The sequence below is a fragment of the Streptomyces sp. NPDC021020 genome (assembly GCF_044333285.1).
Taxonomy (GTDB): Bacteria; Actinomycetota; Actinomycetes; order Streptomycetales; family Streptomycetaceae; genus Actinacidiphila.
This window is the reverse complement of the sequence record NZ_JBIRQQ010000009.1, coordinates 12685-37643: the sequence shown is the minus strand read 5'-3', so window position 1 is coordinate 37643 and position 24959 is coordinate 12685. Positions and strand designations below refer to the sequence as shown.

At 72.3% G+C, this 24959-nt stretch carries 22 protein-coding genes and 1 riboswitch; of the genes, 5 read left to right on the top strand and 17 right to left on the bottom strand.

Going from position 1 to position 24959, the window contains the following annotated elements:
* Positions 1-16: 16 nt before the first annotated feature.
* Complete coding sequence (locus tag ACH4SL_RS26225) at positions 17-763, top strand: endonuclease/exonuclease/phosphatase family protein (protein ID WP_398449743.1); 747 nt, start codon at positions 17-19, stop codon at positions 761-763.
* A 119-nt stretch (positions 764-882) separates the two neighbouring features.
* Here the strand turns inward: ACH4SL_RS26225 and ACH4SL_RS26220 are convergent, their stop codons facing one another.
* From ACH4SL_RS26220 to ACH4SL_RS26190, 7 genes are all read right to left on the bottom strand, one after another.
* Positions 883-2013, bottom strand: coding sequence for a glycosyltransferase family 4 protein (locus ACH4SL_RS26220; protein ID WP_398449741.1), 1131 nt, complete (start codon positions 2011-2013; stop codon positions 883-885).
* Positions 2014-2465: 452 nt separating this feature from the next.
* The gene (locus ACH4SL_RS26215; protein ID WP_398449739.1) at positions 2466-3608 is read right to left on the bottom strand and encodes a M48 family metalloprotease; all 1143 of its coding nucleotides are present in this window, start codon (positions 3606-3608) and stop codon (positions 2466-2468) included.
* A gap of 169 nt (positions 3609-3777) precedes the next feature.
* Positions 3778-5031, bottom strand: a complete 1254-nt coding sequence (locus ACH4SL_RS26210) for a hypothetical protein (protein WP_398449737.1) — start codon at positions 5029-5031, stop codon at positions 3778-3780.
* Positions 5032-5067: 36 nt separating this feature from the next.
* Positions 5068-6114, bottom strand: coding sequence for an NlpC/P60 family protein (locus tag ACH4SL_RS26205; RefSeq protein ID WP_398449735.1), 1047 nt, complete (start codon positions 6112-6114; stop codon positions 5068-5070).
* A 194-nt stretch (positions 6115-6308) separates the two neighbouring features.
* Positions 6309-7346 carry an NlpC/P60 family protein gene (locus ACH4SL_RS26200; RefSeq protein WP_398449733.1) on the bottom strand — a complete coding sequence of 346 codons (1038 nt, stop codon included), beginning with the start codon at positions 7344-7346 and terminating at the stop codon, positions 6309-6311.
* A gap of 289 nt (positions 7347-7635) precedes the next feature.
* Positions 7636-9084, bottom strand: a complete 1449-nt coding sequence (locus ACH4SL_RS26195) for an NYN domain-containing protein (RefSeq protein WP_398449731.1) — start codon at positions 9082-9084, stop codon at positions 7636-7638.
* A gap of 140 nt (positions 9085-9224) precedes the next feature.
* Complete coding sequence (locus ACH4SL_RS26190) at positions 9225-9524, bottom strand: hypothetical protein (protein ID WP_398449729.1); 300 nt, start codon at positions 9522-9524, stop codon at positions 9225-9227.
* Between the two features lie 117 nt (positions 9525-9641).
* Between ACH4SL_RS26190 and ACH4SL_RS26185 the strand changes: the two genes are divergently transcribed.
* The gene (locus tag ACH4SL_RS26185; protein ID WP_398449727.1) at positions 9642-10421 is read left to right on the top strand and encodes a rhomboid family intramembrane serine protease; all 780 of its coding nucleotides are present in this window, start codon (positions 9642-9644) and stop codon (positions 10419-10421) included.
* A complete protein-coding gene (locus ACH4SL_RS26180; protein WP_031520861.1) occupies positions 10418-10699 on the top strand; it encodes an Lrp/AsnC family transcriptional regulator in 282 nt (93 codons plus the stop codon). The genes ACH4SL_RS26185 and ACH4SL_RS26180 overlap by 4 nt, the downstream gene beginning before the upstream one ends.
* A 13-nt stretch (positions 10700-10712) precedes the next feature.
* Here ACH4SL_RS26180 and ACH4SL_RS26175 read toward each other — a convergent pair whose 3' ends face one another.
* From ACH4SL_RS26175 to ACH4SL_RS26150, 6 genes are all read right to left on the bottom strand, one after another.
* Positions 10713-12116, bottom strand: coding sequence for an aminotransferase class V-fold PLP-dependent enzyme (locus ACH4SL_RS26175; RefSeq protein WP_398449724.1), 1404 nt, complete (start codon positions 12114-12116; stop codon positions 10713-10715).
* Positions 12117-12316: 200 nt separating this feature from the next.
* Positions 12317-12433, bottom strand: a riboswitch (SAM riboswitch).
* 80 nt (positions 12434-12513) lie between these two features.
* Entirely contained in the window at positions 12514-13578 is a 1065-nt protein-coding gene (gene trpD / locus ACH4SL_RS26170; protein WP_398449722.1) for an anthranilate phosphoribosyltransferase, read from the bottom strand.
* Positions 13579-13808: 230 nt separating this feature from the next.
* Positions 13809-15452, bottom strand: a complete 1644-nt coding sequence (locus ACH4SL_RS26165; protein WP_398449720.1) for a cytochrome bc complex cytochrome b subunit — start codon at positions 15450-15452, stop codon at positions 13809-13811.
* Positions 15449-16516 (bottom strand): Rieske 2Fe-2S domain-containing protein, encoded by a 1068-nt coding sequence (locus tag ACH4SL_RS26160; protein WP_398449718.1) that lies wholly within the window; start codon positions 16514-16516, stop codon positions 15449-15451. The genes ACH4SL_RS26165 and ACH4SL_RS26160 overlap by 4 nt, the downstream gene beginning before the upstream one ends.
* Positions 16513-17322 carry a c-type cytochrome gene (locus ACH4SL_RS26155; protein ID WP_398449716.1) on the bottom strand — a complete coding sequence of 270 codons (810 nt, stop codon included), beginning with the start codon at positions 17320-17322 and terminating at the stop codon, positions 16513-16515. Before ACH4SL_RS26155 ends, ACH4SL_RS26160 begins: the two co-directional genes overlap by 4 nt.
* 80 nt (positions 17323-17402) lie before the next feature.
* Positions 17403-18023 carry a heme-copper oxidase subunit III gene (locus ACH4SL_RS26150; RefSeq protein WP_398449714.1) on the bottom strand — a complete coding sequence of 207 codons (621 nt, stop codon included), beginning with the start codon at positions 18021-18023 and terminating at the stop codon, positions 17403-17405.
* Positions 18024-18240: 217 nt separating this feature from the next.
* Between ACH4SL_RS26150 and ACH4SL_RS26145 the strand changes: the two genes are divergently transcribed.
* A complete protein-coding gene (locus ACH4SL_RS26145; protein WP_398449712.1) occupies positions 18241-18669 on the top strand; it encodes a hypothetical protein in 429 nt (142 codons plus the stop codon).
* Between the two features lie 8 nt (positions 18670-18677).
* Here the strand turns inward: ACH4SL_RS26145 and ACH4SL_RS26140 are convergent, their stop codons facing one another.
* The 4 genes from ACH4SL_RS26140 to ACH4SL_RS26125 all read right to left on the bottom strand — a co-directional run bounded on the left by ACH4SL_RS26140 (position 18678) and on the right by ACH4SL_RS26125 (position 23200).
* On the bottom strand, positions 18678-19961 hold the full coding sequence (locus ACH4SL_RS26140) for an Ig-like domain-containing protein (RefSeq protein WP_398449710.1): 1284 nt from the start codon (positions 19959-19961) through the stop codon (positions 18678-18680).
* 121 nt (positions 19962-20082) lie between these two features.
* A complete protein-coding gene (locus ACH4SL_RS26135) occupies positions 20083-20481 on the bottom strand; it encodes a cytochrome c oxidase subunit 4 (RefSeq protein ID WP_398449708.1) in 399 nt (132 codons plus the stop codon).
* Positions 20478-22220 (bottom strand): cytochrome c oxidase subunit I, encoded by a 1743-nt coding sequence (gene ctaD / locus ACH4SL_RS26130; RefSeq protein ID WP_398449706.1) that lies wholly within the window; start codon positions 22218-22220, stop codon positions 20478-20480. The genes ACH4SL_RS26135 and ctaD overlap by 4 nt, the downstream gene beginning before the upstream one ends.
* Positions 22217-23200, bottom strand: a complete 984-nt coding sequence (locus tag ACH4SL_RS26125; RefSeq protein WP_398449703.1) for a cytochrome c oxidase subunit II — start codon at positions 23198-23200, stop codon at positions 22217-22219. Before ACH4SL_RS26125 ends, ctaD begins: the two co-directional genes overlap by 4 nt.
* 342 nt (positions 23201-23542) lie before the next feature.
* Between ACH4SL_RS26125 and ACH4SL_RS26120 the strand changes: the two genes are divergently transcribed.
* Positions 23543-24922, top strand: a complete 1380-nt coding sequence (locus tag ACH4SL_RS26120) for a cysteine desulfurase/sulfurtransferase TusA family protein (protein WP_398449701.1) — start codon at positions 23543-23545, stop codon at positions 24920-24922.
* Positions 24923-24959 lie beyond the last annotated feature (37 nt).

Here is a 24959-nt window from a genome sequence, read left to right as displayed (position 1 = left end):
GGGCTAGGTTGATCACATGACCGTGGAAGATCTGCCGAGTTCCGCCACCGAGCACGACTCGGCGATCATCCGCGTGCTGAGCTACAACGTCCGCTCGATGCGGGACGACACGGCGGCGCTGGCGCGGGTGATCCGTGCCTGCGCCCCCGATCTCGTCCTCGTCCAGGAGGCCCCGCGGTTCTTCCGATGGCGCAAGGCCGCGGCCCGCCTGGCACGTACGACCGGACTGGTGCACGTGACCGGGGGCGCGACCGCCGCGGGGCCGATGATCCTGTCGTCCCTGCGCGCGCACGTCGAGCACACCGAGGACGTGCTGCTGCCGCACAACCCGCCGCTGCACCAGCGCGGTTTCGCCACCGCGGTGCTGCGGATCGGCGGTGCGCGGATCGCCGCCGTCAGCACCCACCTGAGCCTCGACCCCGTCGAGCGCCACGAGCAGGCGGGCCTGCTGCTGGAGCGCGTCGCCGCGATGGGCGAGCCGAACGCCGTCGTCGGCGGCGACTTCAACGAGCCGCCCGAGCGGGCGGGCTTCGCCCGGATCGCCGCGGAGCTCCAGGACGGCTTCGCCGCCGCCCCGTGGGGCGGCGAGGTCACCAACGTCCGCGAGCCCTACCAGCGGATCGACGCGATCTTCACGACCAAGCCGGTGCAGGTGCTCGGGTGCGGGGTCCCGCACTCCGTCCCGGGCGTCACCCACGCCGACCTCCACGCGGCGACGGACCACCTCCCGGTGCTGGCCGCGCTGCGCGTGCCGCGCGGCTGAGACGCGCGTGCCGCTGGCCTGAGACGCGCGGGCCGCGGGGCGCCGGTCGCGGAGGAGGTGCCCGGCGCAGCGCGGGTCGGCACGGGAGTGCCTGACGCCGCCCGGCCGGGCGCGCCGGTTCAGAGGAGGGTACGCAGGCGTTCCGCCAGCAGGTCCCAGCGCCAGGCCTCGTGCACCCACGCGCGGCCCCGCTCGCCCGTCGTGCGGCGCAGCTCCGCGTCCCGGAGCAGGGTCAGGATGCGCTCGGCCGCCAGCTCCGGGGAGCCGCCGGGCACGACCCAGCCCGTCTCGCCGGGCAGCACCGCGTCGGGAGCCCCGCCCGAGTCGCCCGCCACGACCGGCAGCCCGGTCGCCGACGCCTCCAGGTAGACGATGCCGAGCCCCTCCACGTCCAGGCCGCCGCGCCGGGTCCGGCACGGCATCGCGAAGACGTCGCCCGCGCCGAAGTGCGCGGGCAGCTCCGCTTCCGGAACGGGCCCGGTGAAGCGCACCGCGCCCGCGACCCCGGTCCGCTCCGCCAGCGCCTCCAGCTCGCTGCGGTACGGGCCGCCGCCGACGATCAGCAGCGCGGTGTCCGGCTGGTCCCGCAGGATGCGCGGCATCGCGAGGATCAGGGTGTCCTGCCCCTTGCGCGGCACCAGCCGCGACACGCACAGCACGACCGGCCGGTCCGCGAGCCCCAGCCGCGCCCGTACCACCGGGCCGCCCGACCCCGGGTGGAAGGTCTTCTCGTCCACCCCCGGCGGCAGGTGCACCATCCGCGCCGCCGCGCGCTCCGTGAGCGCGGCGGCGATCCGCGACCTGGTGTATTCGCCGAGGTACGTGAGCGTGTCGGTGCCCTCGCCGATCCGGCGCAGCAGCGTACGGCTGCCGGGCAGTTGGGCCCACGCGGCTTCGTGGCCGTGCGTCGTGCCCACGAGGCGGGCCGCGCCCGCCCTTCTCAGCGCCGGGGCCATCAGGCCCAGCGGGGCGGCGGCGCCGAACCACACGGAGGAGCAGCCGTGCGAGCGCAGCAGCTCGGTGGCGGTGCGGGTGACGCGGGGCGTCGGGAGCAGCATCTTCGTGCGGTCCCGCACCACGGGGAAGGGCTGCTCGGCGTCGAACCGCGCGACCTCGGTGCCGTCCCGCCACGTCGAGGCGTAGACGACGACCTTCGCGGGGTCGAGCCGCAGGGCCATGCTGTGCACGAAGGACTGGATCCCGCCCTGCCGCGGCGGAAAGTCGTTCGTGACGATCAGGGTCTTCTCCATCCCGCCCGACCTTACTCTGCGCGGGGGGTGCGCCCTGGGGTGCGTCTCGCGGTGGTGCCCGCGACCTTCTGCCGGTGGTGGGCTGATCGCGCAGTTCCTCGCGCCCCCGGTGTACCCGGCGGGGCATCGCGCGCTGCGTGCGGTGGGTGGGGTCGGGTGCCGGCACGGGGCACCTCCTCGGAATGCGCGTCCGACCTCATGCCGTAGGTGGCGGGGCCTGCGTGCGCATTCCTGCGGGGGCACCCCGCACCGTCCCCCTCCCAGGAGCGTCGGCGGCTGCCTGCCGGTGGGGGTGGATGTGTGAGGGACTACGGTTAGCCCCCGACGGCGAATGCGCCCCACAGGGGGACCGTCAGACGACGTCTTACCCGCACGGGTGGCTGGGGGTGGGAAACACCCCGCGCCGTCAGGCGCGGGCACCCCCGCGGCGGGAAAGCCGCACGCACCGCCCGTCAGCGGGTCGCGCGGGCCGCGGCGATGCGGGCGGCGGGGGTGGGGTGCGTGCCCCAGAGGAGGTGGAGGGCCCGCGGAGGCGAGGGCTCGGCCACGTTCACCGCCGTGAGGCGGCGCTGCATGGCGATGAACCCGGCGGCGTCGCCCGTGAGGGCGAGCGAATGCGCGTCGGCCCGGCGCTCCACCCGGCGGGAGAGCGCGCAGCCGAAGGGCCCGGCGAGGGCGCCGCCCACCGCGGCGGTCGCGGCGAGGAGCCACGCCGAGCGCGGATCGGCGAAGTGGGGGACGCCGGCCGCGGCGAGGAGGGGGGACCAGGTCACGACGAGGGCGAGGAGGCCCACGCCGAGCGCGGCCCCGAGAGCGCCCAGCGCGGTGCCGCGCACGACGTCGCGGTGGACGACGTGCCCCAGCTCGTGGGCCACGATGAGTTCGACCTCGCGCGGCTCCGCGGTGGAGAGGAGCGTGTCGTAGGCGACGATCCGCCGGGTCCGGCCGAAGCCGGAGACGTACGCGTTGAGCGCCGTGGTGCGGCGCGACGCGTCGGCCACCAGCACGTCGCGCACGGCGACCCCGTCCCGCGCGGCGAGGGCGAGCAGCGCGTCCCGCAGCGGCCCCGCGGGCATGGACGTGAAGCGGTTGAAGAGCGGTTCGAAGAGGACGGGCGCCGCCCAGGACAGCGCGACGGTGGCGCACGCGGCGCCGAGCGCGGCCCAGGCCCACCACCAGCGGGTGACGCCCGCGAGCGCGTACACGGCGAAGAGCGCCCCGGCGACGAGCGGCAGCGAGATGAGCAGGCCGCGCAGCTGGTCCGCGGCCCAGCCCCGCCAGTTCTGGGTGACGAGGCCGAAGCGGGCCCGTACAACGCGGCCGCGGGCGGCGAAGGGCAGGGTGAGGAGCTGGGGCAGCAGGACGAGGGTGAGCGCGGCGCCCGCCGTGCGCCCGGCCCAGGCCCCGCCGAACGCGGCGACGAGCCGGGCCCCGGCGGGGGTGAGGCCGAGGGTGAGGAGCAGCGCGAGGTTCGCGGCGCGGCCGGCGAGGGCGACGGGCCACACGCCTTGGCGCAGCGCGCGGGCGCGGGCGATGTGCTCGGGGCTGAAGTCGTCCTCCGCCGGGGTGTCCCGCGGCGGTTCCGGCTGGCTCATCGTGCGTCCCCCGGGTTTCTCGGGCCGCCGGTCGCGGCATCGTCCCGCCGGTCGGGCTGTTCGCCCCGGGCGCCCCGGTCTCCCCCGGCGCGGCGCGGTCGGGCGGCACCGGGCGGCCGTCGCTGCCGCTGCTGCCCGTCTCCCCCGGCGCCGCGGCGCCTGCCCCCGCTCACGTCAGCTCCTGCTGGACGTACGTGCGCCAGCGCGCGGTGAAGGCCTCAAGGCTCAAGTGCAGGTGCGCCTGGAGGACGGTGTCCAGGGACGTGCCCGTCCCGGCCGCGCGGTAGACGGCCGTCAGCGTCGCCGGGGACCACTGGTCGGCGATCATGCGGTTGGCGAGCCAGCCGCCCTCGTACGCCTGCGGGAGCGCGGGCGCGGTGGGGCTGAAGTCGGCGTTCGCGGGGAGGGCGGCGGGGAGGTGGCCCGCGGTGACGTCCTGGGCGAGTTCGGGGGCGATCTGCGGGGCCGTGCGGCCGGAGTCGCGGTAGGCGACCCAGTCGGCGAAGCCCTCCGAGAGCCACAGCGGGGTGTGGGAGGTGGTGGCGAGCCGGGTCGCGACATGGGTCGTCTCGTGGGTGAGCACGACCTGCCGGCCGAAGGCGGAGAGGCGGCCGAAGGCGGCGGGGTTGACGAGCACCCGGTCGGCGGGGGCGGCGGCGCTGCCGCCCAGCTCGCCCGTGGTGACGGCGGCGATGTCGCGGTAGTCGTCGGGGTCGGCGGCGAGCAGCGCGCCGAGCTGGTCGAGGGTCTTCGGCGCCTCGACGACGACGCTGCCGGGCCAGCCCGCCTTCCCCCACGCCCGCTGCACCTGCGGCACCGCGCGGTCGGCGTCGGCGGCGTAGCCGCGCAGCGTCGCGGTGCCGACGAGGCCCAGTACGAGGCTGTGGGTCCCGCGCACGACCGTGACCTTGCCCTGGTCCCAGAGCTGTACGGCGGTGTGCTTCCCGGCGGAGGCCCCGTCGTCGTCCGCGGCGATGTACCAGTGCCCGGCGCGGCGGGTGAAGGTCAGGTACTCGGTGGAGACGACCGGCCGGGCGTCGTAGCCGCGCAGCCGGTAGCTCAGCTCGACCTCGGCGGCGGTGCGCGCGGTGCCGCCGGCGTCGGCGGAGGGCGGGAGCGGGAAGGCGCCGGTGCGGACGAGGCGGTAGGACCAGGCGGCGAGCGGGACGTCCGCGATGTCGTCGAACATCCGCTGCTGGGCGGCGTAGTAGCGGGTCGCCCGCGGGTCGGCGGTCGCGAGGAAGGCCTGCCGGTCCCGATGCAGGAGCGCCGCCGCGCGCCGCGTCAGGAGTTGCCGGAGGGCGGGGTCGGCCGTGGCGGTCCGCTGCGGGGCCGCGCCCCCGCCGCCGGTGCAGGCGGTCAGCCCGGCGAGGGCGCAGGTGAGGACGCCGATCGCGGAGCGTCTCGTGAGCGGCGCGGTCATGGGGCGATCGTACGGGGCCGGGCCCCGCCGCCCGCCCTACGGGCGGACCACCGCCGCGACCGGCATCATCGACACCGGGTCGTAGCGGACGCGGGCGCCGGGGTAGGGGGCGTGGATGACGCGGCCGTTGCCGACGTACATCGCCACATGGCTGGCGTCGCTGCGGTAGATGACGAGGTCGCCGGGCCGGGCCTGGGAGAGCGGGACGCGGCGGCCGACGTGGGCCTGCTGCTGGGAGGTGCGCGGGAGGGAGACGCCGGCGCGGGAGTAGGCGTACTGCATCAGGCCCGAGCAGTCGAAGGAGTGGGGGCCGGCCGCGCCCCACACGTAGGGGGAGCCGAGGGCCTGGTGGGCGGCGGCCACGGCGAGGGCGGCGCGGCCGGAGGCGGGGAGGCCGCCGAGCGGTGGCAGGGGCGGGAAGGAGCGGGAGGCGCGGTCGTCCGCGCCGCTGGTCCAGCGGGCCCGCTGGGCGGCGGGGAGGGTGCGCAGGAGCTGCTGGGCCTGGGCGAGGGCGTGCTGGACGGCGGCCTTGCGGTGGGCCAGGTCCGCGGTGGCCTGGGCGAGTTCGGCGATCGTGCCTGCGGCCTGGGCGTGCCGGCTGTCCAGGGCCTGCTGGGCGGAGCGCAGTTCGTCCAGCCGCCCGGCCTGCCGGGCGCCGAGGCGGTTGAGGGTGGCGGCCCGGTCGAGGAAGCCGCTCGGGTCGTCGGACAGGAGCAGCGCGAGGGTGGGGTCGAGGGCGCCGGCGCGGTATTGCGCGGCGGCGAGCAGGCCGAGTCCGTTGCGCAGGTCGTTGATCCGCTGGGCGCCCTCCGCGGCGCGCTGCTGGAGGTTCGCGAGGTCGGCGTCGAGCTGCCGGGTGCGTTCGGTGGCGGCGTCGTACGCCTGGGTGGCCGCTTCGGCCTGCTGGTAGAGCCGGTCGAGGCGGGCGGTGGTGCCGGCGGCCGTCGCGGAGGGGTCGGCGGCGGCGGACTGGGCGGTGGTGCCGGTGAGCGCCGCGGCGGCCGCGGCCGCGGCGGTGACCACGGTGAGCCGGGTGGCGCGGGCGGCCGGGCCCGGCTGCGGTGCACGTCGATGAGATGCCACGGCAGCCGACAGTAGCCAGCCGGGCACGTACCGTACAAATGCCAGGGCGGCGGGGCGATCCGCACATGTGCGCGGGGGTGGTCGCCGCGCAGGTCAGCGGGCCGGTGGGCGGCCGGGGCCGGAAACGGCACCACCCGAACGCCGTAGCGCCCGGGCGGTGTTCACAACAGGCCGTCAGCCCCGCGGGGAACCGCTCAGATGCGGACGCCGAACTGGAAGGGCATGTTGCTCATGGCCTCGTAGCGCACGACCGTGCCCGGCTTGGGGGCGTGCAGCACCATGCCGTCGCCGGCGTAGAGGCCGACGTGGTGGTGGTCGCCGTAGAAGATGATGAGGTCGCCGACCTTGAGGTCGGACTTGGAGTAGATGCGCGTGCCGGCGTTGGCCTGCCCGGCCGCGGTGCGGGGGATGGACACCCCGGCCTGGCGGTAGGCCCAGGAGGTGAGGCCGGAGCAGTCGAAGGTGTTGGGGCCGGAGCCGCCGTAGACGTACGCCTTGCCGATCTTGGACTGCGCGAAGGAGTAGGCGCTGGAGGCGTACTTGCTGGCGGACGTGCCGCCGAGCGGGGCGCGGCCGGTGTCGCGGTTGGCGCGGGCCTGGTCGTCGGATATCTGCTGGCGCTGCGCGGCGGTGAGCCCGTTGAGGATGGACTGGGCCTGCGCGAGCTTGTCCTTGGCCTCGGTCTTGCGCTTGGCCAGCTCGGTCTTGGTGGACTCCAGCTCGGCGAGTTTCGCCGTGGCCTGCGCGCGCTCCTGGTCCAGGGTCCGCTTGGCGTCCTGGAGCTGCTGGAGGGCGCTGGTCTGGATCGAGCTGACCTGGTCCAGGGCGGAGGCCTGTTCGAGGTAGCTGTCCGGGTTGGACGAGAGGAAGAGCTGCAGCGACGGGTCGATGCCGCCGGTGCGGTACTGCGAGGCCGCGATCACGCCGAGGCCGTCGCGCAGCGTGTTGAGGTGCTGCTGCTGCCGGGCCACCTGGTCCTGGAGCGAACCGGCCTCGCCCTGGAGCGACTTGAGCTTCTCGTTCGCCGCGTCGTACTTCTCGGTGGCCTGCTCCGCCTGCGTGTAGAGCGCGTCCACCTGGGCCTTGGCGTCCTTGACCGAGGTGGGCTTGCTGGGCTTGGCGGGGGCGGCGTTGGCAGCCTGGGCGGACAGCGCCACGGCCGCCGCGGCGGTCGCGGTCAGCACGGTCACACGCGTGCGGCTTGCCGGCTTGGGTCGACGGTGGGACGCCACGAAGGCGAGCTCCTTCTTCCTTCAGCCGCCTACCGGTTGACGACTGGCGGGCGGCCTCCGAGCGCCATCCGGATTGGATGATCGACTGCGCGGAGGTACGAGGCCTGACCCTAGTGACCTTTCCGTGATCGGTTCAAATCCCGGAAGGCAAAATCTCGACCGGTTCAAGTTTTCTTTACATGCTTTCCACGCAGCGTGATGACCGATTGACACACCGTACGCACTAGTGCGCTGGTGAACACCCGCACGCGCGTACGGGACGGCGAACGGACCTGCGCGGGCTCCGGGTTCAGACCCGGGCGAGGCGGCGCAGCAGCAGCGTGGAGGCGACGGGCCGGGCCCCCGCCTTGGCGACGCCGTCGGCGATCTCCCGGTCGGCGGAGACGACGACGATCTGCCGCCCGGGCGGTTCGGCCCGCACCAGCCGCCGGATCAGCTCGTCCGCGGTCTCCCCGGCCTTGCTGAACAGCACCCGCACCCCGCGCGGTGGCGCGAGCAGCACCGGCATGTCGAGGTCGGCGCCGTCGAAGACGCACGTCACCTCGGCGCCGCTCTGCGCGGCGAGCGCCGCGAGGCCGCCGAGCAGCCGGAGCCGCTGCTTCTCCAGCGGCAGCGCGGGATAGCCGGTCTTCGTCACGTTGTAGCCGTCGACCACCAGGTGCGCCTGCGGCAGCGCCAGCAACTGGTCGAGCAGCGCCGGGTCGTTGGCCGACAGCGCCCGGGTGGCGATGTCCCGCGCGCTGAACGTCCCCGGCGCGACCGCGTCCACGGTGTCCGCGGGCAGCACGCCCATCGTGTCCCGCGGCGGCAGGGCCAGTTCGCGGCGCAGCCCGGACGCCGCGTCCAGCACGGTGTCGAGCAGCAGCCGCAGCCGTACGTCCTCCACGCTGCGCCCCTCGCGCGCGGCCCGGCGGCCGGCCTCGACCGCCGCCTCGGCCTCCGCGAGCCGGGTGCGCAGCCGGCGGGCCTCGCTGTCGGCGACGGCCCGCTCCTGCGCGGCCGCCGCGCGCAGCTCGTCGACCTCCGTCCGCAGCCGGCGCTGCGCGGCCTCCGCGCGCTTGACGTCGCTGAGGGCGCTGCGCAGCTTGCGGTGCAGCGCGTCGCCCTCCTTGCGCACGGACTCCAGCTCGGCCCTCGCGCGCGCGGCCTCGGCCCTGCCGTGCTCGTGCAGCGCCTCGACCTCGGTGCGCAGCGCGGCCAGCTCCCGCAGCGCCTCCTCGTCGGCCCGCTCGGCGTCCGCCCGCTGGGCCTCCTCCCCCGCGGTGGCCACCAGCTTCGCCCAGCCCGCCGGGCGCAGCAGATACGCGGCGGCCGCGACGTCCAGCGGGTCGGCGGCGGGCGGCGGGGTGCCGTCCTCCAGCGCCCCCGCGAGTTCGGCCTGCGACTCGCGCAGCCGCCCGGCGACCCGCTGCCGGAAGGCCGGGTCGTGCTCCAGGGCGGCGGCCAGCGCCGTACCGGCGTACTTCACCCGGCGGCTGGGCGTGAAGCGGGCGTAGGGGCGGAGCGAGACGGGAAGCTCCTGGTAGGTGAAGCCGCCGAAGGCGTCGGCGGCGATGGCCACCACCCGGTGGCGTACGCCTTCGGGCAGCGGCCGGTCGAGCGCGGGCTCGTCGGGGGCGGGCTCGTCCGGCGCGGACGTGTCGGAGCCGCCGGGCCCGCCGGAGGGCCCGGGTGCGTCCGCCGGGTCACCGGCTCCGGAGCCGGACGTCCCGGCGGCCGGCGACTCGGCAGGCTCCACCGCGGCCCCGTCCGTCCCGGGGCGCGGAAAACCGCCGCTTCCGTCCACCAGTCACTCCCGTCCGAATCTGCCGACGACCCTCGGCGTCCTCCCGGCCCCCTTCGATGACAACGCCTGCTTCTATTGTCCCCGCCCGGACGTCAACCAGACGCGGAACCGCTCCCGGCGGCACTTTGCGCACTGCTGTTCCCGTCGTCACCGTCCGCGGCCCCGCCCGGCCGGTCGACCAGCTCGATCCGGTCCACCGCGTTGCACCAGCGGCAGCGCACCGACTCCACGGTCTCGGCCAGCACCTCGGTCTCCTCCACGGACGGCTCGCCCGCCAGGTCGAGGTGCACGTACTCCACGACCCGCGAGGAGCGGGTGACGTCGAAACGCGTCAGGTTTCCGCACAGCGTGCAGCGCCACCGCGTGGTCGCGGTCGGCAGGGGAACCGGCATGGCTGGTACCTCTTCCTGTCGGGAGCGTGCGTCCCGGTCACCCTACGGCCTTTCGTGTACGGCGCGCTGCGGCGAGGCGGCCTATGTCCGTTACGACCGCTGCGTCATGATCGGTCCATGGTCATCCCGGTGTACGACAAGAACCCGGTCCGCCGTACGCCGGTCGTCACGTACGGGCTGATCGCCCTGTGCACCGCGGTCTTCCTGCTCGGCCCGCTCTCCGGCTTCCTCCCCGTCTACGGGACGGGGCACACCCTCGCGTGCCGGCAGGCGCTGTACTTCGACCGCTGGGGCGTCGTCCCCGCCGAGCTCTTCCACGCCCGGCCCACCGCGGCCGCCCTCGGCCTGCCCGCGGACTGCGGCGCCGCCGACCCGTACCCGCGGTCGCCGTTCCTGTCCGTGCTCACGTCGATGTTCCTGCACGGCAGCTGGCTGCATCTGATCGGCAACATGCTCTTCCTCTACGTCTTCGGCGACAACGTCGAGAACCGCATGGGCCGGGTGCGCTTCGCCCTCTTCTACCTCGCCGCCGGCTACCTCGCCACGTACGGCTTCGCGCTCGCCCACAGCGGCGACACCCAGAGCCTCGTCGGGGCGTCCGGCGCGATCTCCGGCGCCCTCGGGGCGTACCTCTACCTCTATCCGCGGGCCCGGGTCACCAGCCTCTTCCCCTTCCTCTTCTTCGTCCCGCTGCGCTTCCCCGCGTGGGTGGTGCTCGGCTTCTGGTTCGTCCTCCAGTGGTTCGCCGCGCAGTCCGCCGCCGCGGGCCCGGGCGTGGCCTACCTCGCCCACGTCGTGGGCTTCGCCTTCGGCTTCTGCTGGGCGTGGGCCTGCTACCGGCCCCGGTCTAAGCTGAGCGTCATCGCCGGGACGACCCAAGGAGACGCGCAGCCGTGATCACCGCGATCGTGCTCATCAAGACCACCGTGGACAGGATCCCCGAGATCGCCGAGTCGATCGCCGCGCTCGACAACGTCAGCGAGGTCTACTCGGTGACCGGCACGTACGACCTCGTCGCCCTCGTCCGGGTGGGCAAGCACGACGAGCTGGCCGACATCATCCCCGGCCGCATCAGCAAGATCCCCGGCGTCGAGGCGACGGACACGCACGTGGCCTTCCGTACGTACTCCCAGCACGACCTGGAGGCCGCGTTCGCCATCGGCCTCGACTCCTAGGGCCGGTCCGCCGCTACGCGGCCGGGGTCCCCGGGGCGACCGGGACACAGCGGCCGGACTCCGTGGCGTAGGTCCACGCGGCGCCCTCGCGGACGAGGGTGGTCAGCGCGGACACGAAGCGCTCGATGTCCTCGACGGGCGTACCGGCGCCGAAGCTCACCCGCACCGCGTTGCCGTTGAACCCCGCCGCCGGGTCCGGGGATCCGCACGACCCGAGGTCCTCGGTGTCGGTGCCGAGGAGCCGGCGGACGAGCGGGTGGGCGCAGAAGAGCCCGTCGCGCACGCCGATCCCGTACTCCGCGGAGAGCGCGGCCGCGAGGTGCGAGCTGTTCCAGCCGCGGACGACGAAGCTGAGCACGCCCACCCGGGCGGAGTCCTCGCCGAACAGCGACAGGACCCGGACCTGGGGAATCGCGGCGAGGCCGTCCCGCAGCACCTTCAGCAGCTGCTGCTCACGCGCTTCGAGCCGGTCGAAGCCCGCCTCGGTGAGGGTGCGGCAGGCGGAGGCGATCGCGTAGGCGCCGATGACGTTGGGCGATCCCGCCTCGTGCCGGGCGACGGTGGTGTGCCACTCGGTCTCGACCTGCCCGTCCGCCCGCCGGACGACGGTACGGGTGGCGCCGCCGCCCGCGAGGTAGGGCTCGGCCTCGCGCAGCCAGTCGGCGCGGCCGGCGAGGACGCCGGAGCCGAAGGGCGCGTAGAGCTTGTGGCCGGAGAAGGCGACCCAGTCGACGTCCAGCTCGGCGATGTCCACGGCCTGGTGCGGCACCAGCTGCGCGGCGTCCAGCACGATACGGGCGCCGTGCCGGTGCGCGGCGGCGGCCAGTTCACGCACCGGCCACAGCTCGCCGGTCACGTTGGAGGCGCCGGTGACGCACACCAGCTTGGGGCCCTTGGGCGCGCCGTGCAGGGCGACGTCGAGCGCGGCGACGGCCTCCTCGGGGGTGTGCGGGGCGGCGAGGCAGACGACCTCGGCGCCGGTGGCGCGCTGCCAGGGCAGCAGGGCCGCGTGGTGCTCGGTCTCGAAGACGAACACCCGGGTCCCGGCGGGCAGCGCGGCGGCCAGCAGGTTGAGCGAGTCGGTAGTGGAGCGGGTGAAGACCACCTGGTCGGCGGGGCGGCAGCCGAGGAATTCCGCGACCGTGGCGCGGCTCTGCTCGAAGAGGTCCGTGGACAGCTGGGAGAGGTAGCCCGCGCCGCGGTGCACGCTGCCGTAGTAGGGGGCGTACGCGGCCACGTCGTCCCACACCCGCTGGAGCGCGGGGGCGCTCGCGGCGTAGTCGAGGGCGGCGTAGGTGACGTCGTCGCCGGTCACGAGCGGGACGGTGACGTCCCGGCCGAGCACGGGCAGCGGCTCGCAACAGGCGGGGTCGGCGGAAACGGTGGTGGCGGCGGCGGACACGGTGGTTGCGGTCATGGCGGTCTCCTGGCACGAGAGCAGCGGACGGCGGCGCGCCCCGGCGGCAGGCGGCAGGCCTGCGCGGGCGACGGAAGCCGTCGGACGGCGTGGATGGCAGCGGACGAGGCGGTGGACCCGGTGCACTGGCGGCACCGCGGAAAGGCGGAACCGGGGGCCGAAAGGCCCTATCGCATTCGCTTGCGCATGAGAGAACTCCCCTGTCCGGCTTGCTGCGAGCCCTGCTGCTCACAGCCTGGTCATCACCCGGGGCACCCCGCCTCGGACGGAGGGTTGCCGGACAGCGAGCCGGGGCCTTTGCGCTGTCACTCGTGACCTGAGAGGGATTCTGCCACAGCCGCGCGTACGCGCAAGGCGCCGTCCGCAGTGCGGACGGCGCCTTGGCGAAGGAGCGGGGTCAGGCGTTGCTGGCCGCGGCCCAGCGTTCGAGCACCGCGGCGGCCGCGCCGGAGTCCAGCGACTGCGCGGCCCGCTCGACACCGGCGGCGAGCTGCTCCTCCAGCGTGCCCGTACCGGGCTCCAGGGCGACGAGCGCGGCCGCGGAGTTGAGCAGCACCGCCTCGCGGACCGGGCCGGTCTCGCCGGCCAGGACGCGCCGGGCGACGTCCGCGTTGTGCGCCGGGGAGCCGCCGCGCAGCGCCTCGACGGGCACCAGGGCGATGCCGATGTCGCGGGGGTCGAAGGACTGCTGGGTGACCTTGCCGTCGCGGACCCACCACACCTGGGAGGTGTCGGTGGTGGTGAGCTCGTCCAGGCCGTCGTCGCCGCGGAAGACCAGCGCGGACGAGCCGCGTTCGGCCAGCACCCCGGCCATGATCGGCGCGACCCGGGCGTTCGCGACGCCGGTGGCCTGCGCCCGCACCCTGGCCGGGTTGGTGAGCGGGCCCAGGAAGTTGAAGGTCGTGGCGACGCCCAACTCGCCGCGCGCGGTGGCCACATGGCGCAGCGCGGGGTGGAACTTGACGGCGAAGCAGAAGGTGATGCCCGCCTCCTCGGCGACCTCCACGACCCGGTGCGGCGGCAGGTCCAGATTCACCCCGAGGTGGCTCAGCACATCGCTGGCGCCGCTCGCGGAGGACGCGGCGCGGTTGCCGTGCTTGACGACCTTCGCGCCGGTGCCGGCGACCGTTATGGCCGACATGGTGGAGATGTTGACCGTCTTGGCGCGGTCGCCGCCGGTGCCGACGATGTCGACCGTGGGGCCGGGCACCTCGATGGTGTTGGCGTGCGCGTACATCGCCCGCACCATGCCGGTGACCTCTTCGACCGTCTCCCCCTTGGCGCGCAGCGCGACCGCGAAGCCGGCGATCTGCACGTCGGTGGCGCTGCCGGTCATGATCTGGTCCATCGCCCACGCCGTGTCCTCGGCGTCCAGGTCCTGCCCCGAGATCAGCGCGGTCAGCACGTCCGGCCAGGACCCAAGCGTCCCGGTGCCGCCGCCTGCCGGGTTCACAACGCTCATGGTTACGCTCCTACCTCGCCCTCGGGCCGTGGGGGCCCACCCTATCGGCAGGCGGCACCACCCAGGCGGCGCTGGGGGTACCTCCCAGGCGAAGCTCTGGGGGAGGAACTGCGCGACAAGCCCACCACCGGCCGGTGGTCCGGCAACCGCCTGCACCACCCCTCCGGGACGGAAAAAGCCGGGCGGGCACCCGCAAGGGCACCCACCCGGCTCAGCGGACCGCAGGTCGGTCAGTGGTGACCGTGGCCGCTCGTGATCTCGTCGTACTCCTCGACCGTCGGCTTCGGGATCTGGCTGTGCTCGCCGTAGTAGCCGCGCGACAGCTTGGCCCGGAGCTTGGTGACGGGGCTGGTCTTGCGCTCGACACCGTTCTCGTCGACCGCGGGACCGATCTCCAGCGGCTGCGGCTGCTCGTGCGCGGTGAGCACGTGCAGCTCCTCCTGCGGGAGCGGCTCGTGGACCTCGATGAACTCGCCGTGCGGGAGCCGCTTGATGATGCCGGTCTCACGACCGTGCAGCACCTTCTCGCGGTCCCGGCGCTGGAGGCCGAGGCAGATCCGCTTGGTGACCCAGAAGGCGATCACCGGCAGGACGAAGAAGCCGATCCGCACCGTCCAGGTGATCGTCTCGATCGACAGGTGGAAGTGCGTGGCCCACAGGTCGTTGCCGCCACCGATGAGGAGCGTGAAGTACAGCGTCAGCCAGGCGACACCCAGACCCGTACGCACCGGACGGTTGCGCGGGCGGTCCAGCAGGTGGTGCTCGCGCTTGTCACCGGTGATCCAGGACTCGATGAACGGGTAGACGCCGATGGCCACCAGGACCAGCGGGAAGATTATCAACGGGATGAACACACCCAGGACAAGCGTGTGGCCCCATGCGTTGATCTCCCAGCCAGGCATCACCCGGATCAGGCCTTCGGGGAAGCCCATGTACCAGTCGGGTTGGGCGCCCGTCGACACTTGGTCCGGCCGGTACGGGCCGATCGCCCAGATCGGGTTGACCGTCGCGATGGCCGCGAGGGCCGCGATGACACCGAAGACCAGGAAGAAGAAGCCGCCCGCCTTGGCCGTGTAGATCGGGAGCAGCGGCATGCCGACGACGTTCTTCTCGGTCTTGCCCGCACCCGGGAACTGCGTGTGCTTGTGGTACACGACGAGGATCATGTGCGCGGTCACGAGGGCCGCCATGATGCCGGGGAACAGCAGGATGTGCACCGAGTAGAAGATCGGCACGAAGTTGTGGCCGGGGAACTCGCCGCCGAAGATGAACATCGACAGGTACGTTCCGATGACCGGCGTGGACAGGATCGCGCCGTCGACGAATCGGACACCGGTGCCGGACAGCAGGTCGTCGGGCAGCGAGTAGCCGGTGAAGCCCTCGAAGCAGCCGATGAACAGCAGCGTCCAGCCGAAGAGCCAGTTCAGCTCACGCGGCTTGCGGAACGCACCCGTGAAGAAGATGCGCATCATGTGCACGAGCATGCCCGCGAGGAAGATCAGAGCCGCCCAGTGGTGGATCTGACGGATCAGCAGACCGCCGCGCACCTCGAAGCTGATGTGCATGGTGGAGGCGTACGCCTCCGACATCCGCTGGCCCTGGAGCGGGGCGTACGGACCGTGGTAGATCGTCTCGGCCATGCTGGGGTGGAAGAACAGCGTCAGATACACACCCGTGAGGATGAGGATGATGAAGCTGTAGAGGCAGATCTCGCCCAGCATGAACGACCAGTGGTCGGGGAAGATCTTCCGGAGATTGGCTTTGCCGACCTTGTAGAGCCCAAGCCGCGCGTCCGTCCACTCCGCGACTTTCTGGCCTGCAGGTTTCGGGCCTCGGCGCGTGTTCGTCGAGGCGGTCTCAGTCGATGTACTCATCCGCGCTCCCAGAAGGCCGGACCGACGGGAACCTCGAAGTCGCCCATGGCGACCAGATTACCCTCACCGTTGACGCTGATACGCAGCTGGGGCAGCCGGTGCCCGGCCGGGCCGAAGAGCACGCGCGCACCGTCCGACAGGTCGAACGTCGACTGGTGGCACGGGCACAGCACGTGGTGCGTCTGCTGCTCGTAGAGGCTGACGGGGCAGCCGACGTGCGTGCAGATCTTCGAGAAGGCGACGATCCCCTCGTGGGACCAGTCGAGTTCCTTCTTGTCCTTGATGTCCTCCGGCTTGATCCGGACGACCATCAGGGCGGCCTTCGCGAGCTGCTCCTGGTAGTCCTCGTCGTCCTCGCTGAGGCCCTCGGGGTTGGCGAAGGTGAGCGAGCCGACGGCGATGTCCTCGGGGCGCAGCGGCTTGTCGGTGTTCGGGTTGATCAGCGCCTTGCCCTTGGCCCACGCGGTGTGGCGGAGCTTGTCCTCCGGCAGCGGGCCGAGGTCGCGCAGGATCACCACGGCCGACAGCGGGACGAGCGTGAGCGCGCCGAGCATGGTGTTGCGCACCAGCTTGCGGCGGCCGAAGCCGCTCTCCTGCACGCCCTGCTTCCACTGCTCTTCCATCACGGCGCGCAGCTCTTCGTCCGCGCCGGCGGAGTGCCGCTCGTCGGCCATCTCCTCGTCGGACATCAGGGTGCGGGCCCAGTGGACCGCGCCCGCGCCGAGTCCCAGCAGCGCGACGGCGAGCGTCAGGCCGAGGGAGAAGTTCAGCGCGCTGACGTGGCCGAACGGGAAGATGTAGACGTACTTGCCGACCGGGAAGATCACGAAGCACGCGATGAAGGCGATGGTGCCGATCATCGAGAGGGTGAACAGCCCGGCGACGACGCGCTCGGAGTGCTTCGCCGCCTTCTCGTCGATGTCCTGGCGGCGGTACTCGTGCTCGGGGTGCCCCGGGTCGCCGAACGGGTCGCGGTGGACTTCCGTCTCGGCACCGTGGTCGCCGCCGGTGGCCGGCAGGTGCTCGTGTGGCTCTGACACGTCGTTGGATCCGGTTTCGCTCATGACTTCTTGGCCTTAGTCGTCCGGGCCGCGATCCAGGCGGCGATGGCGATCAGCGTGCCGAGGCCGAAGACGTAGGCGAACAGACCCTCAGGCACCGGGCCGAAGCCGCCGAGCGTGAAGCCGCCCGGGTTCTTGGACTGTGCGGTGTCGACCTCGTTCAGGTACGCGATGATGTCCTGCTTCTGCTTCTGCGGCATCGTCGTGTCCGGGAAGGACGGCATGTTCTGCGGGCCGGTCTGCATGGCCTCGTAGATGTGCTTGGGCTCGACGCCCTTCAGCGTGGGGGCGTACTTGCCGTCGGTGAGGGCGCCGCCCTTGCCGACGAAGTTGTGGCACTGCGCGCAGTTGGTGCGGAACAGCTCGCCGCCCTTGGCGCTGTCACCGCCGGCCGGGTCGTACTGGTCCGCCGTCGGGGCCGCCGGGCCGGGGCCGAGCGAGGCGATGTACGCGGCCAGCTGGTCGATGTCCTTCTGGCTGTACTGCTTCGGCTTCTTCTGGACCTGCGGGCCGGGCTGCTGCGCGGGCATCCGGCCGCTGCCGACCTGGAAGTCCACCGCCGCCGAGCCGACGCCGACCAGGCTCGGACCGTCGGAGCTGCCCTGCCCGTGAGCGCCGTGGCAGCTCGCGCAGCCCACCGAGAACAGCTTCTGTCCCTCGGTGATCGCGATGGACTGGGAAGAGTCGTCGGCCTGCGCCTTGGGCGCCGGAGAGAGCGCGGCGTACAGCCCCCCGGTGGCCGCTAGCGCGAAGAGTAGGACGACGAGCGCCGCCAGCGGGTGGCGCCGTCGTGCGGAGAGCTTTTTCACGGATTACCCCGGTGTCAGGATCTCTTGTCTCGATGCTTCGGGTTGTGCCTGTCCGGCACCGTGCTGTGGTACGCGACCGACTACTTGATCAGGTAGATCGTGGCGAAGAGGCCGATCCAGACGACATCGACGAAGTGCCAGTAGTAGGAGACGACGATCGCAGCGGTGGCCTGCTGGTGCGTGAAGCGCTTGGCCGCGTACGTGCGGCCGAGCACCAGCAGGAAGGCGATCAGACCGCCCGTCACGTGCAGCCCGTGGAAGCCGGTGGTCAGGTAGAACACCGAGCCGTACGGGTCGGAGCTGAGGGAGATCCCGTCCTTCTTGACCAGGTTCGTGTACTCGAAGATCTGCCCGCCGATGAACACCGCGCCCATGACGAACGTCACGATGAACCAGGAGCGCAGCTTCTTCACGTCACCGCGCTCGGCGGCGAACACGCCCATCTGGCAGGTGAAGGAGGAGAGCACCAGGATCGTGGTGTTCGTCGCGGAAAACGGCACGTTCAGCGCATGCGCGTGTTCCTTCCAGAAGTCGGCACCCGTGACCGACCGAAGGGTGAAGTACATCGCGAAGAGGGCCGCGAAGAACATCAGCTCAGAACTCAGCCAGATGATGGTTCCGACGCTGGTGAGGTTCGGCCGGTTGACCGACGGGTGCGCGTGCCCGGTTTCTACTGCTGTTGCTGTCGCCACGTCCGTCATTATGTCGGTCGCTTATCTGGCGCTCACTCCGGGGGTCCCCTTCGGTGTGTCAAGGTCCTTCGCGCGACCGTGTCCAGCGGCGTTGAGGTCACCCGGACGGGGGACGGCCGGACGCGCCCGCGGATCCGGGGGCGGTCCGGCCCCTCCACGGAAGGCCCTTGCGGGAGTAGCATCGGCAAGCACTTGAGAAAGCGTTCACGAGCTTCGAGGAGCCAGGATGCAGGCGACCGCCACGGTGCTGGTCTACAGCGACGACGCCAACACCCGGGAGCAGGTCCGGCTCGCCGTCGGCCGCAGGCCCGCCGCGGACCTGCCGCCGGTGGAGTTCGTGGAGTGCGCGACGCTGCCCGCGGTCCTGACCGAGCTGGGCAACGGCGGTGTCGACGCCTGCATCCTGGACGGCGAGACGGCTCCGGCGGGCGGGATGGGCGTGTGCCGCCAGATCAAGGACGAGATCTTCCGCTGCCCGCCGGTGCTGGTGCTCATCGGCCGCCCGCAGGACGCGTGGCTGGCCACCTGGAGCCGCGCGGACGCCGCCGTCACCCATCCGGTGGACCCGGTGGCGCTGAACGACACCCTCGCCGTGCTGCTGCGCCGGAGCATCCCCGGGGCCGCTGAGCCCTCGAAGGCCGTAGCGGCCCGCTAGGAGGCGGCTCAGGCCGTCTCGGGGCGCAGCCGGGCGGGGTTGGACATCGGGTTCACACCGGTGCTCGCGGAGCCCTGCTGCGCGCTCGACGCGGTGGCCTTGCCCAGGGCGCTGCCCTTGAGCCACTGGGCCTCGTCGAGGTTCCAGTCGCCGAAGCCGTTGTCGAAGGGCGTCATCGTCGGGCCGTGGCTGTTGACGACCTGGACGATGTCGCCGGGGCGCACATGGTCGAAGAACCAGTGCGCGTCGTCGGTGCTCATGCCCGTGCAGCCGTGGCTGACGTTGGCGTACCCCTGGGAGCCGACGGACCAGGGCGCGGCGTGCACGTACTCGCCGCTCCATGTCACCCGGGTGGCCCAGTAGACGGGCAGGTCGTACGAGTCGGAGCTGCCCGCGGCGATGCCGACGGTGGTGCTCTTCATCTGGACGAAGCTCTCCTTGGCCAGCACCACCTTGATGCCGTTGCGGGTGTCGAAGCCGGGCTTGCCGGTCGTGACGGGCAGGGTGCGGACCACCTTGCCGTCGTCCTTGAAGGTCATCTGGTCGGTCGCCGCGTCCGTGACCGCCTCGATGCGGTCGCCGGTCTGCAGGGTGAGCGGCTTGTCGGCGCCGCCGAAGAGCTTGTCCTGGACCTTGACGCCGCCCAGTGTGCTGCTGGCCGTTATCCGGGCGTGCGCCGGCCAGTACGCGCTGGGGCGGTAGTGCAGGGTGCGGTCGTCGACCCAGTACCAGGAGCCGGGGGACGCCGCGGGGCTGCTGCTCACCTGGAGGTGGGCCTCCACGACGGCGCGCGCCGCCGCGGACTTGACCGGGACGCTCAGCGCCGCGGTGAGGGGCTGCCCGACGCCGTACGTGCCCGCGTCGGGGCCGAAGGTGACGTGCAGTCCGGCGTCGGCCGGGGTGGTGTCGAAGGTCAGCGTCTTGCGGCCGGGGTGGCCGTCGGAGTCCTCGGTGCTCACCCGGACCGTGTAGTGGGCGCCGGCGGCCAGCGCGGTGGTGGACTGCCAGCTGAGGCCGTCCTCGCTGAGCTTGCCCGCCACGAAGCGTCCTGCGGCGTCGGTGGCCGTGACGTCGGTGATCCGGCTGCCGTCGTCCTTGACGGTGACCTTGAGCGGCTTGCCGGGGTCGGCCTTGCCGCCGTCCGCGATCGAGTAGGCGACCTTGGCCGCGGACTCGTGCGGGGCCTCCGCGAGCGGGTTGCCGTCGCCGCTGCATGCGGTGAGCCCCACCGCGAGGGGAGCCGCGAGCAGGGCGCAGCTCAGCGCTATCCGGTGTCGTGAGTTGTGGCTCATGGGCTCAACGTAAGAACGCCGGGCCGGTTCCGCACGGCGGAGGGGTGCAAAAGGGGCGGGCCGCGGCACCTGGTGGGGTGCCGCGGCCCGCCCGGGGCAGCGTTGCGGGGTCAGCCCGCGGTCACTGCGTGCGGTCCGCGCCGCGGTAGTACTCGAACACCCAGCCGAAGACACCCATGAGGATGACCGGCATCGAGAAGAACAGCAGCCACCAGCCGAAGATGATGCCCATGAAGGCCAGGGCGCCACCGGTGGCCAGCATCAGCGGCTGCCAGCTGTGCGGGCTGAAGAAGCCCAGCTCGCCCGCGTCGTCGGCGATGTCGGCGTCCTCGCGGTCCATCGCCCCGGTGTCCGCCCGGTTGGCGGTGAAGCCGAGGTAGAACGCGATCATCGTGCACAGGCCGAAGCCCAGGAACAGCGCGGTGGTGCCGGCCGGCTCCTTCGACCAGAGGCCGTAGACGACGGCCACCGCGAGGATGAAGGCCGCGAAGCCGCCGAACATCCATCCTTGGATCTTCACTCGCCCGCTCCCTTGCCCTCAGCGCCGGAAATAGCCGAACTGCTCGCTCCGTGGCCCGCCAGGGCGTCGATCGCCGCGATCTCCGGGTGGTGCAGGTCGAACGCCGGGGATTCGGAGCGGATACGCGGCAGCGAGGTGAAGTTGTGCCGCGGCGGCGGGCAGGACGTCGCCCATTCGAGCGAACGGCCGTAGCCCCACGGGTCGTCGACCTCGACCTTCTTGCCGTACTTCGCCGTCTTCCACACGTTGTAGAGGAACGGCAGTATCGACAGACCGAGCAGGAACGAGCTGATCGTCGACACCGTGTTCAGCGTGGTGAAACCGTCGGCCGCCAGGTAGTCGGCGTAGCGGCGGGGCATGCCCTCGACGCCGAGCCAGTGCTGCACCAGGAAGGTGCCGTGGAAGCCGAAGAAGAGCGTCCAGAAGGTGATCTTGCCAAGCCGCTCGTCGAGCATCTTGCCGGTCATCTTCGGCCACCAGAAGTGGAAGCCGGCGAACATCGCGAAGACGACGGTGCCGAACACCACGTAGTGGAAGTGCGCCACCACGAAGTACGAGTCGGACACATGGAAGTCCAGCGGCGGCGCGGCCAGGATGACGCCGGTCAGACCGCCGAAGGCGAAGGTGATCAGGAAGCCGATCGCCCAGAGCATCGGTGTCTCGAAACTCAGCGAACCCTTCCACATGGTGCCGATCCAGTTGAAGAACTTCACACCGGTCGGTACCGCGATCAGGAAGGTCATGAAGGAGAAGAACGGCAGCAGCACACCGCCGGTCACGTACATGTGGTGCGCCCACACCGTCACGGAAAGGCCCGCGATGGAGATGGTCGCGGCCACCAGGCCGATGTAGCCGAACATCGGCTTGCGCGCGAAGACCGGAATGACCTCGGAGATGATGCCGAAGAACGGCAAGGCGATGATGTACACCTCTGGATGGCCGAAGAACCAGAAGAGGTGTTGCCATAGCAGCGCCCCGCCGTTCGCGGAGTCGAAGACGTGCGCCCCGAATTTCCGGTCGGCCTCCAGGGCGAGCAGCGCCGCGGCCAGCACGGGGAAGGCGAGCAGGACCAGGACCGCGGTCAGCAGCACGTTCCACACGAAGATCGGCATGCGGAACATCGTCATGCCCGGTGCGCGCATGCAGATGATCGTGGTGATGAAGTTGACCGCGCCGAGGATGGTGCCGAAGCCGGAGAAGGCCAGACCCATGATCCACATGTCGGCGCCGACACCCGGCGAGTTGACCGCGCTGGACAGCGGCGAGTACGCGAACCAGCCGAAGTCCGCCGCGCCCTGCGGGGTGAGGAAGCCGCCGACCGCGATGAGCGAGCCGAACAGGTACAGCCAGTAGGCGAACATGTTCAGCCGCGGGAAGGCGACGTCGGGGGCGCCGATCTGGAGCGGCATGATCCAGTTGGTGAAGCCCGCGAACAGCGGTGTCGCGAACATCAGCAGCATCACGGTGCCGTGCATCGTGAACGCCTGGTTGAACTGCTCGTTCGACATGAACTGGTTGCCGGGCCGCGCCAGCTCCGCACGCATCAGCAGCGCCATCACGCCGCCGATGAGGAAGAAGGCGAAGGACGTGACCAGGTACAGGGTGCCGATCGTCTTGTGGTCGGTGGTGGTCAGCCACTTCACGGCCACAGAGCCGGGGGTCTTCACGCGGGCCGGGATCTCGTCCTCGTAGGAGTCGTCGGCCGGCGCCGCCCCGTGCGGTTCGTTGAGAATGCTCATGTGGTCTTGGGCTCCGAGTTCTTCGCGTTGCCCGTCGTGGCGATTCCGGACGGGAGATACCCCGTCTTGCCCGCCTTGGCGAGGTCCTTCAAGTGCTGCTGGTACTGCTCGGGCGTCACGACCTTCACGTTGAAGAGCATCCGCGAGTGGTCGACGCCGCACAGTTCGGCGCACTTGCCCATGAACGTGCCCAGCTTGTTCGGGGTCACCTCGAAGACGTTGGTGTGGCCCGGGATGACGTCCTGCTTCATCAGGAAGGGCACGATCCAGAAGGAGTGGATGACGTCCCGCGAGGTCAGCACGAAGCGGACCGTCTGGCCCTCGGCCAGCCACAGCGTCGGGCCGGGGTTGCCGGTGTCGGGGTCCACGCTCGCCGGGGTGCCGACGTCGTAGACGCCCTCGGCGCCCTTCGGGAAGAGCAGCTTGTTCGCCGGGATCTCGGACAGCTCCGGCGGGACCGTGGCACCGGTCGACGGGTCACCGTCGACGTTCTCCAGGTAGTTGAAGCCCCAGCTCCACTGGAAGCCCACCACGTTGACCACGTGGTCGGGCTTCTTCGACGTCGCGAGAATCTTGTTCTCGTCGCGTGCGGTGAAGTAGAAGAGCACCGCGATCACCACGATCGGGACGATCGTGTAGAGCGCCTCGATGGGCAGGTTGTAGCGGGTCTGCGGAGGGACCTCGACCTTGGTCCGGCTGCGCCGGTGGAAGATCACACTCCACAGGATCAGGCCCCAGACCAGGCAGCCGGTCGCCAGCGCCGCGGCCCAGGAGCCCTGCCACAGGGCGAGGATCCGCGGAGCCTGTTCGGTGGCCGGGCTCGGCATACCGAGCCGGGGATAGTCCTTGTAGGAGCAACCGGTGGCCATAGCAAGGACCAGGCCCGCAGCCAGCGCCTGCGGGAGCCTCCGCCGCAACCCGCGCCGTGACGTGGAGGAACCTCCCACGCCCTGGGGGCTGTGGGCGGGGGTTCCTCCCATGCCCTCCGGGCTGGGGGGGAGGTCGGAGCCGTTGGGACTCACGTAGCGCCTTCCCGAGAGTCTCGCCCGCTCGTCCGGGTGTTCCGGCCGTGTGCTGGTCGGTCGGCCCGAGCTGCAGGCATTGAGGTGTGGATGTTTATGCGGACCAAACCCTACTGGACGCTATTTGGGGTCGCACGGGGAGGGGGTCCAACGCGCCGGGACGCACCCCGAAGGGGTGGAATCCCACGCTCAGGGCGTCTTTCTGACGCCCACTGACCGGACGCCGGCCGCTCCGCCCGTCACCGCGTCGGCGGTACGGGCGCCGGCCGGGCGCGGCATCCGCGGAGGTAGCGTGCGGGGGTGCCCTACTTCGACACGGCCTCCGCCGCTCCGCTGCACCCCGTCGCACGCGAGGCGCTGCTCGCCGCGCTCGACGAGGGGTGGGCGGACCCGGCGCGGCTGTACCGGGAGGGGCGGCGGGCGCGGCTGCTGCTGGACGCGGCGCGGGAGGCCGCCGCCGAGGCCGTCGGGTGCCGCCCGGACGAGCTGGTTTTCACTCCTTCGGGGACGGCCGCGCTGCACTCCGCGGTGGCCGGGGCGATGGCCGGGCGGCGCAGGACGGGTCGCCATGTCGTGGTCTCCGCCGTCGAGCACTCCGCCGTGCTGCACGCCGCCGAGGCGTACGACGCCACCGCGGTCGGCGTCGACCGCACCGGCCGGCTCTCCCCCGCCGACCTCGCCGCGGCGCTGCGCCCCGACACCGCGCTGGCCTGCGTCCAGTCCGCCAACCACGAAGTGGGCACGCTCCAGCCGGTGGGCGAGGCCGCCGCCGTGTGCCGGGCCGCGGGGGTGCCGCTGCTCGTGGACGCGGCCCAGTCACTGGCCTGGGGCCCCGCGGAGGAGGGCTGGTCGCTGCTGGCGGGCAGCGCGCACAAGTGGGGCGGGCCGCCCGGGGTGGGCCTGCTCGCGGTCCGCAAGGGCACCCGTTTCGCGCCCGCGCACCCGGCGGACGAGCGCGAGTCGGGCCGCTCCCCCGGCTTCCCGAACCTCCCGGCGGTCGTGGCCGCCGCCGCGTCGCTGCGCGCCGTCCGCGCGGGGGCCGCGGACGAGGCGGCCCGGCTCTCCGCGCTCGTCGACCTCATCCGTACCCGGGTGCCCCGGCTCGTCCCCGACACCGAGGTCGTCGGCCACGCCACCGCGCGGCTGCCGCACCTGGTGACCTTCTCCTGCCTCTACGTCGACGGCGAGGCGCTCCTGGGCGGCCTGGACCGGGCCGGCTTCTCCGTGTCGTCCGGCTCCTCCTGCACCTCCAGCACGCTCACGCCGAGCCATGTCCTCAAGGCGATGGGCGTGCTGTCCGAGGGCAACATCCGGGTGTCCCTCCCGCCGGGCACCTCCCGCGCGGAGGTCGAGCGCTTCCTCGACGTGCTGCCGTCGGTGGTCGCCGAGGTCCGCGCCCACCTCGGGGCGCCCACGTCCCCGGGCCCGGCCCCGGCCCCGGAGCCCGCTCCGGACGAGGGCCTCGTCGTGGACGCGCTGGGCAAGCGGTGCCCGATCCCGGTGATCGAGCTGGCGAAGGTCATCGACGCGGTCCCCGTCGGCGGGACGGTGACCGTGCTCTCCGACGACGAGGCCGCCGCGCTGGACATCCCGGCGTGGTGCGCGATGCGCTCCCAGGACTACCTGGGCCCGCAATCCGCTCCGCGGGGCACGGCCTACGTAGTCCGCCGCCGCACCTAACGTCGGGGCTGCGCCCCGAAGGGGCGCGGGGAACTGC